The organism is Halovivax asiaticus JCM 14624 (assembly GCF_000337515.1).
In the GTDB taxonomy this organism is placed as follows: domain Archaea; phylum Halobacteriota; class Halobacteria; order Halobacteriales; family Natrialbaceae; genus Halovivax; species Halovivax asiaticus.
This window is the reverse complement of the sequence record NZ_AOIQ01000002.1, coordinates 119181-134095: the sequence shown is the minus strand read 5'-3', so window position 1 is coordinate 134095 and position 14915 is coordinate 119181. Positions and strand designations below refer to the sequence as shown.

Genomic DNA, 14915 nt, shown 5'->3' with positions numbered 1-14915 from the left:
GGTGGGTGCCGATATCGAATAGACTTCGAGATGGCTTCAAGAACGGTCACTCGATAGCGGAGGCAGTTACTCGGTCTCGTCGACGTCGACGCGCGTTCCGTAGCCCGGCTCACCGGTCACCGTTCCGTCCTCGTAGACGACCTCACCCCGAACGATCGTCGCCGTTGCTCTACCGACGAAGGATTCCCCCTCGAACGGCGTGACGGTGTTCTTCGAGTGAAGTTCCGCTCGATCGGTGAGCGTCCACTCGTGATCAGGATCGACGATCGTAAGGTCGGCGTCCGTCCCAACACGGAGCGAGCCCTTCTGCGGGTACATTCCCCAGACCTGTGCCGGACGGGTCGAGTGCCGGTAGGCCCACTCGGTCAGTGAGAGGCGCCCGTCGTCGACAAACGAGAGCATCACTGGGACCTCAGTTTCCAGCCCGACGAACCCGGAAATGGCGTCCCACGTATTGCCGAATGGGTCGTCGACGAGCTTCTCCTCGTCAGTGTGGGGTGCGTGATCGGTCGCGACACAATCGATCACACCGGCGTCGAACGCCCGCCACAGTCGATCTCGCTGCTCGGCGTCGCGTATTGGCGGCTGAATCCTGGCGACGTTGCCCTGTTCTCGAAGAACGTCCTCGGTGAACCAGAGGTAGTGTGGCGTGGTCTCGGCAGTGACGTCGACCCCGCGTTCCCGGCCGCGAGCGACGGCTTCGGCACCCGAGCCGGAGGAGACGTGGAACATGTGAATAGACGCGCCAGTCTCCTCGGCGAATGTGATCATCCGTTCGATCGCTTCCCGCTCGGCGATGACGGGGCGAGAGCGAGCGTGGTGGATCGGGTCGTTCTTGCCCGCCTCTCGATAGGCCGCCTCGTAGTGGTCGATTATCTCCCCGTTTTCCTCGTGAAATCCGAGGCGTTTGCCGGTCGATCGGATCCGCTCCATCGCCGCCAGAATCTCGCCGTCCGTCGGGGCGGGAACGTCACCGACCGTCGATCCGAGAAAGATCTTGAACCCGATCGCACCCGCTTCGTCGAGCCCTGAAATTTGGTCGAGGTTCTCGGACGTGACGACGGCATAACTCTGGAAGTCGACGTGGGCGCCCTGCTCACCCGTCTCGAACTTGCGTTCGAGGTGGGCGGGGCGGTCGATTATCGGTTCCGTGTTCGGCATCCCAACAACCGTCGTGACGCCACCGGCTGCTGCCGCCCGGGTCGCCGATTCCCAGTCCTCCTTGTACTCGAGCCCCGGTTCGCGGTTGTGGATGTGACAGTCGACGACGCCGGGAGCGATCACGTCTCCATCGACGTCGAGCGTCCGATCCCCCGCCGGGAGCTGGGCCGTTCGACCGGTGGCGACGATAATGCCGTCGTCGATGGCGACGCCCGCATCGGCGACGAGACCGTCGGACGTGAGCAGTCGTCCGTTCTTGACGACGAGATCCACAGACATGGCTGTCGCTTCCCGCCGATCCACAAAGTACCTTCTGAAGCTTGGACCTCGCCCGCTGACAGCGCGAGTGTCACACTGTCCGTTTCGGTAGCGACTGCCACAACTCAACGCCCCGCTCACACAGTTCGGCCCAGTGTCCCGTTGGGTGAAGTATCTCGTTCTTGCCTGAACTGTATTAGACACCGACGTATCGCGAGATTTCGTTACGGCGTACGGCGTCGAAACCAGTATCGTGTACGTGATCGATAACTAACGATGGTGGTGGCGTCGTCGGTCACATGACAGAATCACTCGTCGCCATCGATTCACTCATCGTTTTCGCCGTCAGCCTGTTGATCGGTGCGCTCGGGATTTACCTGGGCGCGAAAGTCGTCGTCGACGTCGAGGACTACACCTACGCGATCGTCACTGCGTTGATCGGCGCAATCATCTGGGGCGTCGTTGGCCTGTTCCTCGGCTGGATTCCCCTCCTCGGGCCAGCCCTGGTCCTCCTGTCGTACCTGGCCGTGGTCAACTGGCGGTATCCCGGTGGCTGGATACAGGCAGCTGCGATCACGCTGCTGGCCTGGGTTTCCGTCCTCGTCGTACTCTACGTACTCGCCGTCATCGGCGTGACCGGTTTCGACGCCGTGGGCGTCCCAGGCACGTAACGACGATGGACGTGGACGACGCCGGACACCGAACGTGGACCCCCACACGATCCGAGGCCATGGATAGTTGCGTGCTCGTCGAGAGGACCACGGCCACCGGCGGTGTCGCGGCCATCGCTCGCCCGGCCGGTCCGAAACGAAGACGATCGAATATCACACGACTCGCTGAACAAAGGCTTAGTGACCTGCTGGCGACTGACTATCCAGCCGCCCCCTCGGCACGTCGCTAGCCATGTTCGCTGAAAACGCACCCCTGAGTACGCGGCCGTTCACCGCCCGCCCCGATGGCCTACTCGACCTCGCCGACGTTGCCTGGGTCCGGGCGAACGCGCCGATCGACGACGTACCCGTCGTGGGCCCGCTCACTGTCGATCGCGTCGTCGTACTCATCGGGCTCGCACTTGGCGTGGTAGGGCTCGCCCTGCTCGGTTCCATCGTCCGGACGCGCCTCACAGCATCCGACAGCGACCAGCAGTCACCACCAGCGCCCGAGCCGCCGCTCACGGACCACGAATACGTCCTCAAACTACTCGCGGAAAACGGCGGTCGGATCAAGCAGGCCGAAATTGTCGAATCGGTCGACTGGTCGAAGGCAAAGGTCAGCCGCGTCGTGGCGGATCTCGAAGCGGAACGTGAGATAACCAAGCTCCGGCTCGGCCGCGAAAACCTGATCTGTCGACCAGGGTCAGAACCCGCCGCCTCGCGCACGAAAGACGAGTAATCGTCGCCTCACCGCCCACGGAACCGGAAATCGGCGAGTGAACCGTCCGCCGCGACGGCGACGCCACCACCCACGGCCACGAGCGCCAGCGCGAACGATGCCAGGGAGATCGGGGGAACGCGCGTAACGAGCGGTGCCCCGAGTACGCTCAACGTGACCAGCGCGAGCCCACCCAGCGAGAGTGCGATCGTCGCGTGTAACGCCGTCGTTTCGAGCGCGTTCGATTCGTCGATGTGCGTCCGAACGCGATCGAAGTGCGGGCCCGGCTGGATCGTCTTTGCGTCCGTGTCGTAGACGACGATTCCGTCAGCTTCGAGTTGTGGGAGGTGGGTTTGCTGTAACGAGACGTAAACACTCTTGTAGAGATTGTTCGGAACGGAGTCGTCGGTTGCCGCTTCGCGGGCCGCGACGGTCTGCGCGATATCGGAGACGGCTATCCGGCCCTCCTCAGTGGCAAGTACGGAGAGGATCTCGCGTCGACGATCGTTCCCCAGGATGTGAAAGATGTCACTCTCGGCGAGGGCACCGTCCGGGTCAGCGTGCGTCGACATGTTCGATCCTCCCGACATCGTCTATCGTCACCGTCCCTTCGGCGGCGGTCATTGATATGGACACCTACGGGAAACGGTCCCTTTAACGTAGTGAAATGTGTTTACCCCATTATATAATTCGATGAAAATGGGTTCGAAGGCGCTATATTCGGATCTGGCGGAGCGACAAAAGGCCAGTTGCCACCGGTCTCCAGATCGGGAATCAAACCAGCCAGGCAGGGGCGACCACTCGGACCCGGCCTTCGCGGTTACGAAGCTAGTTTGCTCAGTTGCCAGAAACGACCGTCATCAGTGTGAGATACGGTGGATGGCCACCTCCGAGCGGAGTTAGCGACGTTCGCTTCCCGGGAGGTGGTGACCGGATTGCATCTCGCGGTAGGTGGTACAGTCCGGGCACCCGTGAACGACGTCACCATTGTCGCCGAACACCCGGGCAAACTGTTGGGTGACGTGCGTTCCGCACTTTCGACAGCGCGTTCCCGTTCCCGACGATTCCATCGGCGTCCAGTCTTGTTCCATTGAGTCCATGATGATCACCGTGAGACGGCGGCGAGGCCCCGTCTGGCCCATTCGAAACGAGCGCCCGACCCCGATGGGTGCTCGTTCCGACGGTATCCACACTCAGGAGACGGGACCCGATTAAAGTCGCCAGTCCGTTCACCCGATAATTCGCTCATCTGGGCCGGTAAACCAACCATTTACCCATCAAGTCGGCCGAAATCGACGCACATCGAGCGTGAAAGTTGGTTGCAACCGTTCGCAACGTGAGACAGTTTGGCCGACTTTATCGGCGTTCTACACTGATCGTTTCACCCGCCCCTCGCGTAAGCCATTGTTGCTCTCCGCGTTCGTGGTGATACCCGACGATACGCGGGCGTAACGTGAGATTACTGGAACGAACGTTGATATTTATCGGTGTAACGTCGTCAGTTATCAAATACATCGATCCCGACAGTGACTCGTAGATGGTCCGTCACCGACGCGACCCGTTCGGCAACCGTTCGGTCACGCCCCTTTCGGCGTCGAAACGACCCCGTTCCACACGAAGTGTCCGCTAACCATGTCGAGCGAAACGACTCGCCACAGCCACCAGACCGAGACCGACCACGCCACGCACGATGCCGAAGCACAGCTCGAAGTGCTCGGTAATCAGTGCTCACGAACGATCCTCCTCGCCGTCCAGGACGGGCCGAAGACGGCAAAGGAGTTGACAGACCGAACCGATTGTTCCTCAGCGACCGTCTACCGACGGATCAACGACCTGCTAGAGAACGATCTGGTCGAGGAGTGCATTCGCTTCGAACGTGGCGGCTCACATACGACGGCGTACCGTGCGCTGGTCGAAGGGCTCGATATTCGCTTCGACCCCGATGGCATTCGGATGGAACACGTCGACGCGGAGTGACGGGCTCCCTGTACGCGGACGTGACGTCCCTTTTCCCGGTGCTCACGTCGTAGGGCAGAACCAGTTGAGAGGGCGTTTCGAATTCTCCCCCCTGGCCACTCAGCGTACGACGTGCAAGAGTCGCTTCCAGCAGAGAGGGGTATCCCAGCCATAACAAACCACGGACGAGGCGTTGGGACGGACAGACAATGGTCCGAAGGGTTCGTACACGCCGGCAGTGGGTGGCGAAGAAACCGGGTCATCACGGCCGCCGTGAGTGGGTCCAGTGAGTTCGCATACCGAAACGCCCGGGAGCGGAGTGAGTCTCGGTCGTCGGTATCCGATCGACCTGCTCGCCTGTACGGGACTCGTGATCTGTTGCTGGTACGCCGTGACGACCCTCCCGGCCGGAAGTCGACTCAGAATGATCGTCTCGCTTCCATTGCTCACCGTCCTGCCCGGGTACGCGCTCGGGGCCGTACTCTTTCCGGCCGCTGCGAGGCAAGTCGGTGAAACGGGCACTGGTCGCGGTCGATCCCGTGGGATCACCACCGCCGAGCGACTCGGCCTCGCACTCGGGCTGTCAATCGTCGTGGTCGCGATCACGATACTCGGGCTCGGGATCCGGCCGGGCCCCATCACCACCGTGCCGACGACCACCGCGATCGCCACGATCACTGCTGTGAGTGCGATCGTCGGAATGTGGCGTCGGTTCAGGGTTCCAGTCTCGAAGCGGTTCACCCTCAGACCCGACTACTGGACGGGACAACTGCTCGATAGTGGGGACAGCCGGTACGTGACTGCCTCCGTCCTCGTGCTCGTCGCCGCGGTCGCCCTCGCGGGCGGCGCACTGACGTACGCCATCGTCACACCGGTCGCTGGTGGCTCGTACACCGAGATCGCACTCTACGGCGAAGACGAGAACGGCTCGGCCGAGATCGGGGCGGTTCCCGAGGCGGTCGAACCAGATAGTTCGATCCCGATCACCATCGAACTATCCAACGAACACCGCCAGGCACAGGAGTACACCGTCGTCGTCCAGGAACAGACGGTCACGACTGGGGAGCCGACGAATCGAACCGAGGTCTCGCGGTTGCAGTACGACGTCGGAGCAGGGGAGCGCGAACGACGCACTACGACGCTCGTCCCTGGGGTCGGACTCGACGAGACTGTCCGCGTGGTCGCGCTCCTGTACGAAACCGACGACGGGACCGTTCCGACTACCCCGTCAATGGAGAACGCTGACGACTACGTGTACTTCCACACGCACGTCACCGACGATCCGGACGGCGACGACACCATCGTCGTCGGCTGAGACGACTCGCCCACGTAGCGGGGTTGGGCCGGGCCGAGACGGTTCGTCGGGAGCTGTCCACTGGCTGGGCCATCCGTAGTGGCCTGTGTGGATCAGCCGGGCTGATTCTACGGGATTCTTCGACACCGTGATCAGTGATTCCTTGGCAGTACGGCTCGCTCACCGAAGCGGATCTCACTTACTCGTTCTCTCGAAGACGTTGGCTCCGTAGCGACTGGACACTCGATGGCATCCGTCCTGCACAACCGCACACCGACCACCGACGGACAGGCCGCAGCGTCCGTCGAGCGATCGTCGTAGGGAAGGGGATGGATCTATTACCAGCGGTGTCACGGTAACGGTTGCACCGGCCGTTACGGGGAATTCCCGGGGTTGTTTCCGGCGATACGCGGATCGATCAGCCTATCGGACAGCACACGGACGCGACGGGTCGAAGAATGTGATCGGCCAGATCGGGAGGAGATCGACGACTGGCAGCACAGCACGACCGTAGACGGTGTCCATCCACCCAGTCGAGCGTGAACAGATTCCGCCAACCGGTCCTGAGCGGGATTTCCACGTACTGCAATTGCGATCGGTCCTGAACCGAAGACGCCTCGACTTCGCACCCGGAGAATCCATCACTTCACTCAGCCCCTAGAGTCCACACGTCCCCCGCGGCGTGCGTACGGTCACAAACGCTGCCAACGACATTTTCAGAACCGTTCAGTCGGGCCGGGAGTCGTGCCCAACATGGTCCGTCTCGTTCCCGAATGGCGTCGGCTGTCCCGTATTCTTCAGCAACCGCCAAGGAAGTGAATCCTGGGTGAACACCAGCCGACGACGTGTGAGGAAAAAGGGCGCCGGCAAGGGACCGCCGATCGAGCCGTCGGGAGTCACCGTCCGGTCGACGACACAGCGACCGCGGAACGACGACGAACGAGTGCAACGGCGAGGAACAGGACGCAGGTAACCACGGCGACGAACGGGGCGATCGCGGCCGTCACGGGACCAACCGACAACAGAGCCAGGGAGAGGGCGGCTGCAGCGCCGACGGCCGCGAGCGCATATGGCCGTTGCCACGACGACCCGTCCGGTCGGCGTCCCAGATACGGCGTAAATACGCGCCCGTCGTGACGGAGCGTGATACGATGTGCGTCGGGATCCCAGTCGACGATGCCGTGGTCCTCGAGCATCGGCAAGTGCGTCTGATAGAGGGAGATGTAGACCCGCCGACGCTGTGCCCGATCGACGTCTGCCCGGGGGAGCCCGTTCTCCCAGGCAGCGACTTGCTCGACGAGCGGTGTGAGGTCACACGACCCGTTACACTCCGTGAGGTACCTGACAGCCATCCGCCGGCGAGCGTTACTGAACACGTCGAAGAGTTCCGCTTGCGTGAGTTCGTTCGTACTCATCCGTGACCTCCCTCGTCCGTCCCGGCAGCAGCCCTGACGGCGGGTATCGGATAGCTCACGACCGGTAATGGGGTAGAAACGGGCTTTACTATCTCCCGGCTACCCCGTCGAAAGCCGATTGTACCGTTCGGGACCCGTGACGGACCACGAATCCGAACGGTACAGCGTATGTGAGTGGCGATTACACCACAGTCGACGGGTTCAGCGCTCCTGCGTGGAGTAGACAGCGAGCCAGCGAGGCGGGGGAATTCGACCGATGGTCGTCCTGTAGATCGAGGCTACAGCGTGTGCAGGTTGGTGTTAACAAAGCCTCGATACCGGGTTCGTTCGGTCGATTGCAACCGAGTTGAGCAGTCGAGATACCCATGGAAGCACGATCACACCAGACTCGAGGGGACCAGACGTGACGCAACGTATCCACGGCAAAAACTGTCGCATACACGACGACGCATCGATCGGCGCCGGTGACGGCGAGCCACCGACGATCGGCGACGAGGCCACGATCAGGGCTGGGGCAATCGTCTACGACGACGTCTCGATCGGTGATCGGTTCGTCACCGGCCACCACGTTTTGATCAGGGAGGAGACGACGATCGGTGACGACGTCCTCGTTGGGACCCAGACCACGATCGACGGCCGGACGGAGATCGGCTCCGACGTGAGTATTCAATCGGCGGTCTACGTGCCCACGGAGACGACGATTGGCTCGAACGTTTTCGTCGGTCCCGGGGCCGTGATGACCAACGACGAGTACCCCATCCGGCAGGACACCGACCTCGTCGGCCCGACGATCGGTGACGGCGCGTCGATCGGGGCGAACGCGACGATCCTCCCCGGTGTGTCGATCGGTGAGGGTGCGTTCGTCGCCGCGGGTTCGGTCGTGACCGAAGACGTCCCGCCCGAGACACTCGCAATCGGCACCCCAGCACGGACGGAACCGCTTCCTGAGCAGCTCGATCGGCCGAACCAGCTCGCCTGATCCATACATGGTCGACATTCCACTCGCAGATCCCGACATCGGGCCGGCAGCCGTCGATCGCGTCGAGACACTGCTCGCACGCGGGGAGCTGGCTGACGGTCCCGAAGTCCGACAGTTCGAAGACGAATTCGCCGACTTCTGTGACGTCTCACACGGTGTGGCGACGTCGAACGGAACGACGGCATTGTGTGCGACACTGAGGGCGTTCGGCGTCGAACGCGGTGACGCGGTCGTCACGAGCCCGTTCTCGTTCGTCGCGAGCGCGAACGCGATCCGCCTCGCAGGAGCCCAACCGGTGTTCGCCGACATCGACCCCGAGACCTACACGCTGGACCCGGACGCCGTTCGCCGGTGCTGTGACGAACGCGACGACGTGGTCGGAATCCTCCCGGTCCACCTCTACGGCTGTCCCGCCCCGATGGACGAGGTGACCACGATCGCGGACGAACACGACCTGTTCGTCGTCGAAGACGCCTGTCAGGCCCACGGCGCCTCCCTGAACGGAGAGCCAGTCGGGTCACTCGGCGACGCCGCCTGCTTCTCGTTTTACCCGACGAAGAACATGACGACCGGTGAGGGGGGCATGGTGACGACGGATTCGACGGCCGTGGCCGATCGGATCGCGCGCTACTGTAATCACGGTCGGGCTACCGGTGACCGGGCGTACGGCCACGTCGAACTCGGGCACAACTTCCGCATGACGTCGATCGCGGCGGCGATCGGCCGGCGACAACTGGACCGATTGCCGGCGCTCAACGACGCTCGACGGTCACACGCCGCCTACTACGACGAACACCTGCCACGCGGCCCGATCGAACGGCCGACAGAACCGGCCGGGGCCCGCCACGTCTACCACCAGTACACGATCCGGACACCAGATCGAGACGCACTCGCCCAGTCCCTCGCGGCGGCGGGTGTCGATACCGGCATCTACTACGGTACTCCCATTCACGAACAACCGGCCTACGACGGCGTCCACACGGCCGCTGGGACCTTCCCACAGACGGAACGGGCTGCCGACGAAGTCCTGTCGATACCGGTCCACCCGTCGCTCGACGACGACTCACGGCGGGCCGTCGTCTCGGCCATCGCCACGCACTTCGAAGAGAGATGATCCAGCAATTCACTCGCGCCCGGGGGCCGGTCGACGACGACACGGTCCGTGACGGCCACGACGATACGACCGGCGACGAGCGCCCACACCCTCCAATTCCCAATGACAACCACTGAACCGCCGACGCCCGTCCCGAAACCCCCACGAGCCGGCGTCGTCGGCGTCGGTGCGATGGGCGAGAACCACGTGCGCGTCTACAGCGAATCGAGAGGTGTCGAACTTGCCGGTATCACCGATCTCGACGACGAACTGGCCACCTGCGTCGCCGACGAATACGGGACGACGGTCCGATCACTGTCGACGCTCCTCGACACCTGTGACCTCGTCTCGGTCGCCGTCCCCACCGCGGCGCATTACGAGACCGTACGTCGCTGCCTCGACAAAAACGTCCACGTGCTCGTGGAGAAACCGCTCACTGCCAGTATCGACCGAGGGCGCGAACTGGCCCAGCTGGCTGACGAACGGGGACTGGTCCTCCAGGTCGGGCACGTCGAACGGTTCAACCCGGCCGTTCGAACCGCGGCATCGCTCGTCGAAGACCTCGACATCATCGCCATCGAGGCCCAGCGACTCGGCCCGCCGATCGACCGCACGGCGACCGATCGGGTCACGCTCGACCTGATGATCCACGACGTCGACGTCGTCCAGTCCCTCGTAGACGACGAGCCGACGACGACGATCTCCGCGACGGGGACCGCGGACGGCCAACACGCCACGGCCACGCTCGAATACGGCGACGTCGTCGCGACGATGACCGCGAGTCGAGTGAGCCAGCGCAAGGTGCGCCGCCTGACGATCACGGCCGCCGACTGTCTGGTCGAAATCGACTACCTCGATCAATCGGTCCTCCTGTATCGGGACTCGTTCCCCGAATTCGTCAGCGGCGAGGTCGGGACACGCTACCGCCACGAGAGCGTGATCGAGCGACCCGAGGTCAACAATCGGGAACCGTTGCGCGTCGAACTCGAGTCGTTCGTCGAGGCGGCGACGACCGGTTCGCCGCCAGACGTGACGGCCGCCGACGGATTGCGCGCCCTCGAGACGGTCCGCGAGATCGATCGACTCGTGACGGGCGAGGCAGACCTGGAGGTGACCACCCGGTGAGTGAGTCGATGGTCTCGGGCCTCTACGACGACGGCTCGGAGTCGGATCGACGCGACGACAGTACGGAAGCGGACCGACGCGACGAGCTCACCAGCGGCCGCCTCCCGGTCGCCGTCTACGGACTCGGAAAGATGGGGCTCCCACTCGCCGCCGTGTTCGCAGATACTGGGATGCGAGTGCTCGGCGTCGACGTCGACCCCGACGTGGTCGATTGCGTCGCGAGTGGCGATTGTCACGTCGAGGAACCCGGCCTGGCCCCGCTGGTGGCCGAACTGGTCGAGACCGGCCGGTTGGACGCGACGACGGACGGGCCGGCCGCCGCTGCCGAAGCCGCGGTCCACGTCATCATCGTCCCGACACTCGTCCGCGACGGGGACGAACCCGATCTGTCGACCGTCGAGGCCGTCGTGGCAGACATCGCGACCGGCCTGGCTCCCGGTGATCTCGTCGTCCTGGAATCGACGGTCCCGCCCCGGACGGCTCGCGACGTCGTGACGCCGACACTCGAGGCGGAGACGGAACTGCACCGGGGCGAATTCGGTGTCGCCGTCTGTCCGGAGCGAACGGCGTCGGGGAGAGCCCTGCAGGACATCCGCGGTGCCTACCCGAAGGTCGTCGGCGGGGTCGACGCCGAAAGCACCAGGGCGGCCTCGCTCCTGTACGAGGAGGTGACGTCCAATCGAGTCACGCCGGTCGCCGACGCCACCACCGCGGAAGCCGTCAAGGTCTTCGAGGGGATCTACCGCGACGTCAACATCGCGCTCGCGAACGAACTCGCGACGACGTGTGATGACCTCGGCATCTCCGTCAGGGAAGCGATCGAGACCGCGAACCAGTTACCGGTCTGTGACATTCACGACCCCGGCCCCGGCGTCGGCGGTCACTGCATCCCCAACTATCCGCACTTCCTCATGGATCGGGTGGAGACCGAAACGCCGCTGACGGCGACCGCACGAGCGGTCAACGAGGGGATGCCGATCGTGACCGTCGATCGGCTCGAACACGAACTCGAACGGACGGGCGTCGAGCTTCGGGACGCCTCGATCGCCGTCCTCGGACTCACGTACCGTGCCGGCGTCCCGGAACTTCGCAACGCACCGGCGATAGACGTGGTGGCGGAACTCGATCGGCGGGGCGCCTCGGTCGTCGGTGTCGATCCCTCCGTCGATCCGGAGTCGGTCGGCATGCGAGGAGTGACGATCGACGATCTCCCTGAGACATCGCTGGACGCGGTCGTCCTGACGACACCTCACACGGCGTTCGACCGGATCGACTGGAAGACGATCGACCCGCTCGTTCTCGTCGACGCGCGAGACGCACTGTCACTCGAGAATACCCACCATCGTGTCGTTACGCTCGGAGTGGGAACGCCACCGGACGAGTCCACAACCGCACAGGATCGCTCGATTCTCGGCCAGGTCGACGCACAGTAAGCCATCACGCTGGAACGCCCGAAAGACCCGGTCCGTCCGGAACGCACAGGACGCCCAGAACACTCGAAACCCGCGGGACGCCCGGAACCAGAACCCGCTGGCACCCGGAACGCGAGATAACCTGGTTTTCACTTTTCGCGTAGCCGCGTACAGACACGCGTGCCCAACCGCCGACGGGCATTCATTCGGAACCGCGTACGGACGTCCATCCGCCACTTACGCACCGGTACGTGGTCACCGCTCGACGCATGTCAGGTTCTCGTGGCGCTGTGCTCGCCGCGAAAAGGCGACCGTCGACGCCGCGGGGCGAGGAATCCGATCGTCAGGAGACGGGGTACTCGGCGATCGTCCGTCGATCACAGGACGGACAGCGAGTCGCCTCCGCACTGACGGTCGTCCCGCAGCGACGACACTCGTAGACGACCAGGTTCCGGGGCTCCTCGTCGGGGTTCTCGGGCTGGCGGTGGGGTGAGACCGGCGCCGATCCACCACCGATCGACGCATCGCCGTTGTGCGGGCCGCCCGGTGGGCCGGTGAGGAGGCCGGTGATGTATTCGACGAGTGTCATACCAGCGTCGAACGGCGCTTCACCGAACGGTACAATAAGTGTTTCTCGGATTGGCATCAAATGATAGGTGAGTCAGACCGGCGCTCGCCCCGGCCCGGCGCGGACTGAGCGGTATCGTCGACAGGATGGCCGTTCATGCCGACCGACCATCCCCCTTCCCACACAACAAGTGCTCGCTAACAAACCGTCTCGACCGCGACGCACCACTCGATGCGTGTGTTGACGCTGACGACGAACGCGGAGGCGCCGTTTTTAACCCAGCAGCTCGACGCCCTCCGCGACCGTGGCGTCGAATCCGTCGTGCGGTCGGTCCCGGGGGACCCGACCGGCGCTGACGGACGCTCCCCGGTCGACTATCTGCGATTCGTCCCTATCGTTCGCGCAGCGATCGATTCCTCGATCGACCTGATTCACGCACATTACGGGTTGCTGGGGCCGATCGCACTCGCCCAGCGTCGCTGTCCCGTCGTCCTCTCGCTGTGGGGATCGGATCTCAACGGATCCATCGCACCGATCAGCCGTCTCTCCGCTCGCTTCGCCGACGAGGTGATCGTCATGTCGGCGGCGATGGACTCGGCGCTCGCTACTGACGCACACGTGATACCCGACGGGATCGACCTGTCGACGTTTCGGCCCGTTGATCGAGAGCGAGCACGCCAGCGCGTCGGCTGGACGGACTCCGGGTCGGACGTCCTCTTTCCCTACGCGAAGACGCGGCCGGTGAAGAACTACCCACGCGCGAAACGCATCGTCCAGCGCGCGAATCGACTCGCCGACGAGCCGATCCGCCTCCGAACGATCTCTGGCGTTCCCCACGACCGGATGCCACAGTACATGGCCGCTGCCGACACTCTGCTTCTCACCTCCGACAGTGAGGGGTCGCCGAACGCCGTCAAGGAAGCCATGGCCTGTTCGCTCCCGGTCGTATCGACGCCAGTCGGTGACGTCCCCCAGCGACTCGCCGACGTCGAACCGGCAGTCGTCAGCGATGACGACGCCGAGCTGGTCCATGGACTCGTCGACGTCCTACGGTCGGGAGCTCGATCGAACGGCCGCGAAGCCGTCTCGTCGCTGTCCATCGACCGAGCAACAGACGCCGTGGGCCAGGTCTACGAACGGGCGCTGGGCCGACACAAGTCTGCGACTGCGAGCGCGGAATCGCCGGTGCAACGAACTCAGTAGCTGCGACAGCAGCGTTACCCCCGCCGACATTGTAGTACTGTGCGTGACTCACATCGACCATCTGTACCGCGGGTAACATACCCCAGTACCGCTGCGTGACGGACGCCGACAATACGCTACAGACGGGTGATCGACGCCGACGCCTCGGCGGCGTCCTGCACGACAGGAGTGTCTGCCGAGCGTGTCCGATCGCCGACCTGCCGCATCGTCTCGACACGAAGATTCGTGGTCGATCGGCGGCGGTCGACGTGTTCGACGATGCGTTCGAGTCGGTCGGCGTCCGCCGGCGCCGTGAGGTTGTTCGGGTGGAGCCACAGGTGGAACAGGCCGTCCGACTCGGCCGCCTGGTCGATTCCTCGCCGTGCCAGTTCGACCATCGGATCGTTCCAAAGGCGTTCCGCGGCGCGTCGAAGCGCCCCTTCGAAGCCGAAACAGAACACCGACGCCGGTACGTCGACCAGGCCGTGAGAATCGATCCGGGGTTCGACGAGGAGCGACTCGTTGCGTGCGAGCGTCGCCAGCACGGACGAGGCACCTTCAGGAAGCGACGTCCGCCCCCGATAGACGGTGAATCCTGTCTCGGCGAGCATTTCGAGGTGACCGACTTCGTTACGCGGGAAAACGAACGAATCGAGGGAAAGTCCCCACTCGGCAGCGACCGCTTTCGCTCGTCGACACTCATCACGCGCGATCTCCGCGGACGTGCCGGGAGCACCGAACAACACGTGCGAGAACGAGTGAGACGCGATTTCGTGATCGACCGGCGAGTCGACCAGCCGTTCGACGAGCTCGGGCGCGAACCTGAGATCGTCCCGATCGGCCCACCCATTGCGTTCACGCTCGAACCAGTCGGGTGGTGTCGGGTGGTCGTCGTGACGGCCGTCACACTCCGACAACAGCAGGTGGCCGACGATCGCCCAGGTAGCCGGAACCTCGTACCGATCCAGGATCGTATGGGTCGACTCCCAGCCCCAGCGGGCGTTCTCGACCCGGTGACGTGGCACACGGTCGAGGTCGTGGAACCCCCAGCCGAGCTCCGCATCGATGGAGATGACGACGCTACCCACGTCCGATCACCTC

15 protein-coding genes are annotated in these 14915 nt (G+C 63.9%); 9 read left to right on the top strand and 6 right to left on the bottom strand.

Annotated elements, in window-relative coordinates; all coding sequences use genetic code 11:
- Nucleotides 1-66: 66 nt before the first annotated feature.
- Entirely contained in the window at nt 67-1440 is a 1374-nt protein-coding gene (gene allB, locus C479_RS00610) for an allantoinase AllB (protein WP_007696358.1), read from the bottom strand.
- A gap of 278 nt (nt 1441-1718) precedes the next feature.
- Here allB and C479_RS00605 point away from each other — a divergent pair, with 278 nt between their 5' ends.
- Both C479_RS00605 and C479_RS00595 read left to right on the top strand, forming a co-directional pair.
- On the top strand, nt 1719-2090 hold the full coding sequence (locus C479_RS00605) for a hypothetical protein (protein ID WP_007696356.1): 372 nt from the start codon (nt 1719-1721) through the stop codon (nt 2088-2090).
- A 232-nt stretch (nt 2091-2322) separates the two neighbouring features.
- The gene (locus tag C479_RS00595; protein WP_007696354.1) at nt 2323-2811 is read left to right on the top strand and encodes a helix-turn-helix transcriptional regulator; all 489 of its coding nucleotides are present in this window, start codon (nt 2323-2325) and stop codon (nt 2809-2811) included.
- An 8-nt stretch (nt 2812-2819) separates the two neighbouring features.
- Here the strand turns inward: C479_RS00595 and C479_RS00590 are convergent, their stop codons facing one another.
- Nucleotides 2820-3362 carry a DUF7344 domain-containing protein gene (locus C479_RS00590; RefSeq protein WP_007696352.1) on the bottom strand — a complete coding sequence of 181 codons (543 nt, stop codon included), beginning with the start codon at nt 3360-3362 and terminating at the stop codon, nt 2820-2822.
- A gap of 327 nt (nt 3363-3689) precedes the next feature.
- A complete protein-coding gene (locus tag C479_RS16340; RefSeq protein ID WP_449271807.1) occupies nt 3690-3860 on the bottom strand; it encodes a DUF7563 family protein in 171 nt (56 codons plus the stop codon).
- Between the two features lie 562 nt (nt 3861-4422).
- Here C479_RS16340 and C479_RS00580 point away from each other — a divergent pair.
- Nucleotides 4423-4767, top strand: a complete 345-nt coding sequence (locus C479_RS00580) for a winged helix-turn-helix domain-containing protein (RefSeq protein WP_007696348.1) — start codon at nt 4423-4425, stop codon at nt 4765-4767.
- Nucleotides 4768-5032: 265 nt separating this feature from the next.
- The gene (locus C479_RS00575) at nt 5033-6061 is read left to right on the top strand and encodes a DUF1616 domain-containing protein (protein ID WP_049906987.1); all 1029 of its coding nucleotides are present in this window, start codon (nt 5033-5035) and stop codon (nt 6059-6061) included.
- An 875-nt stretch (nt 6062-6936) separates the two neighbouring features.
- Here C479_RS00575 and C479_RS00570 read toward each other — a convergent pair.
- Nucleotides 6937-7455, bottom strand: coding sequence for a DUF7344 domain-containing protein (locus tag C479_RS00570; RefSeq protein ID WP_007696345.1), 519 nt, complete (start codon nt 7453-7455; stop codon nt 6937-6939).
- Between the two features lie 403 nt (nt 7456-7858).
- On the opposite strand from C479_RS00570, the gene C479_RS00565 reads away from it, so the two are divergent.
- The 4 genes from C479_RS00565 to C479_RS00550 all read left to right on the top strand — a co-directional run bounded on the left by C479_RS00565 (nt 7859) and on the right by C479_RS00550 (nt 12085).
- A complete protein-coding gene (locus tag C479_RS00565) occupies nt 7859-8434 on the top strand; it encodes an acyltransferase (protein ID WP_007696343.1) in 576 nt (191 codons plus the stop codon).
- Nucleotides 8435-8441: 7 nt separating this feature from the next.
- Nucleotides 8442-9548 carry a DegT/DnrJ/EryC1/StrS family aminotransferase gene (locus C479_RS00560; RefSeq protein WP_007696341.1) on the top strand — a complete coding sequence of 369 codons (1107 nt, stop codon included), beginning with the start codon at nt 8442-8444 and terminating at the stop codon, nt 9546-9548.
- A gap of 102 nt (nt 9549-9650) precedes the next feature.
- Nucleotides 9651-10652, top strand: coding sequence for a Gfo/Idh/MocA family protein (locus tag C479_RS00555; RefSeq protein WP_007696339.1), 1002 nt, complete (start codon nt 9651-9653; stop codon nt 10650-10652).
- Nucleotides 10653-10660: 8 nt separating this feature from the next.
- Entirely contained in the window at nt 10661-12085 is a 1425-nt protein-coding gene (locus C479_RS00550; RefSeq protein WP_007696338.1) for a nucleotide sugar dehydrogenase, read from the top strand.
- Nucleotides 12086-12407: 322 nt separating this feature from the next.
- Here C479_RS00550 and C479_RS00545 read toward each other — a convergent pair whose 3' ends face one another.
- On the bottom strand, nt 12408-12653 hold the full coding sequence (locus C479_RS00545; RefSeq protein ID WP_007696336.1) for a hypothetical protein: 246 nt from the start codon (nt 12651-12653) through the stop codon (nt 12408-12410).
- 210 nt (nt 12654-12863) lie between these two features.
- On the opposite strand from C479_RS00545, the gene C479_RS00540 reads away from it, so the two are divergent.
- Nucleotides 12864-13835, top strand: coding sequence for a glycosyltransferase family 4 protein (locus C479_RS00540; protein ID WP_007696334.1), 972 nt, complete (start codon nt 12864-12866; stop codon nt 13833-13835).
- Nucleotides 13836-13951: 116 nt separating this feature from the next.
- Here the strand turns inward: C479_RS00540 and C479_RS00535 are convergent, their stop codons facing one another.
- Nucleotides 13952-14902: a polysaccharide deacetylase family protein gene (locus C479_RS00535; RefSeq protein ID WP_007696332.1), complete on the bottom strand. Its 951-nt coding sequence runs from the start codon at nt 14900-14902 to the stop codon at nt 13952-13954.
- Between the last annotated feature and the right edge of the window lie 13 nt (nt 14903-14915).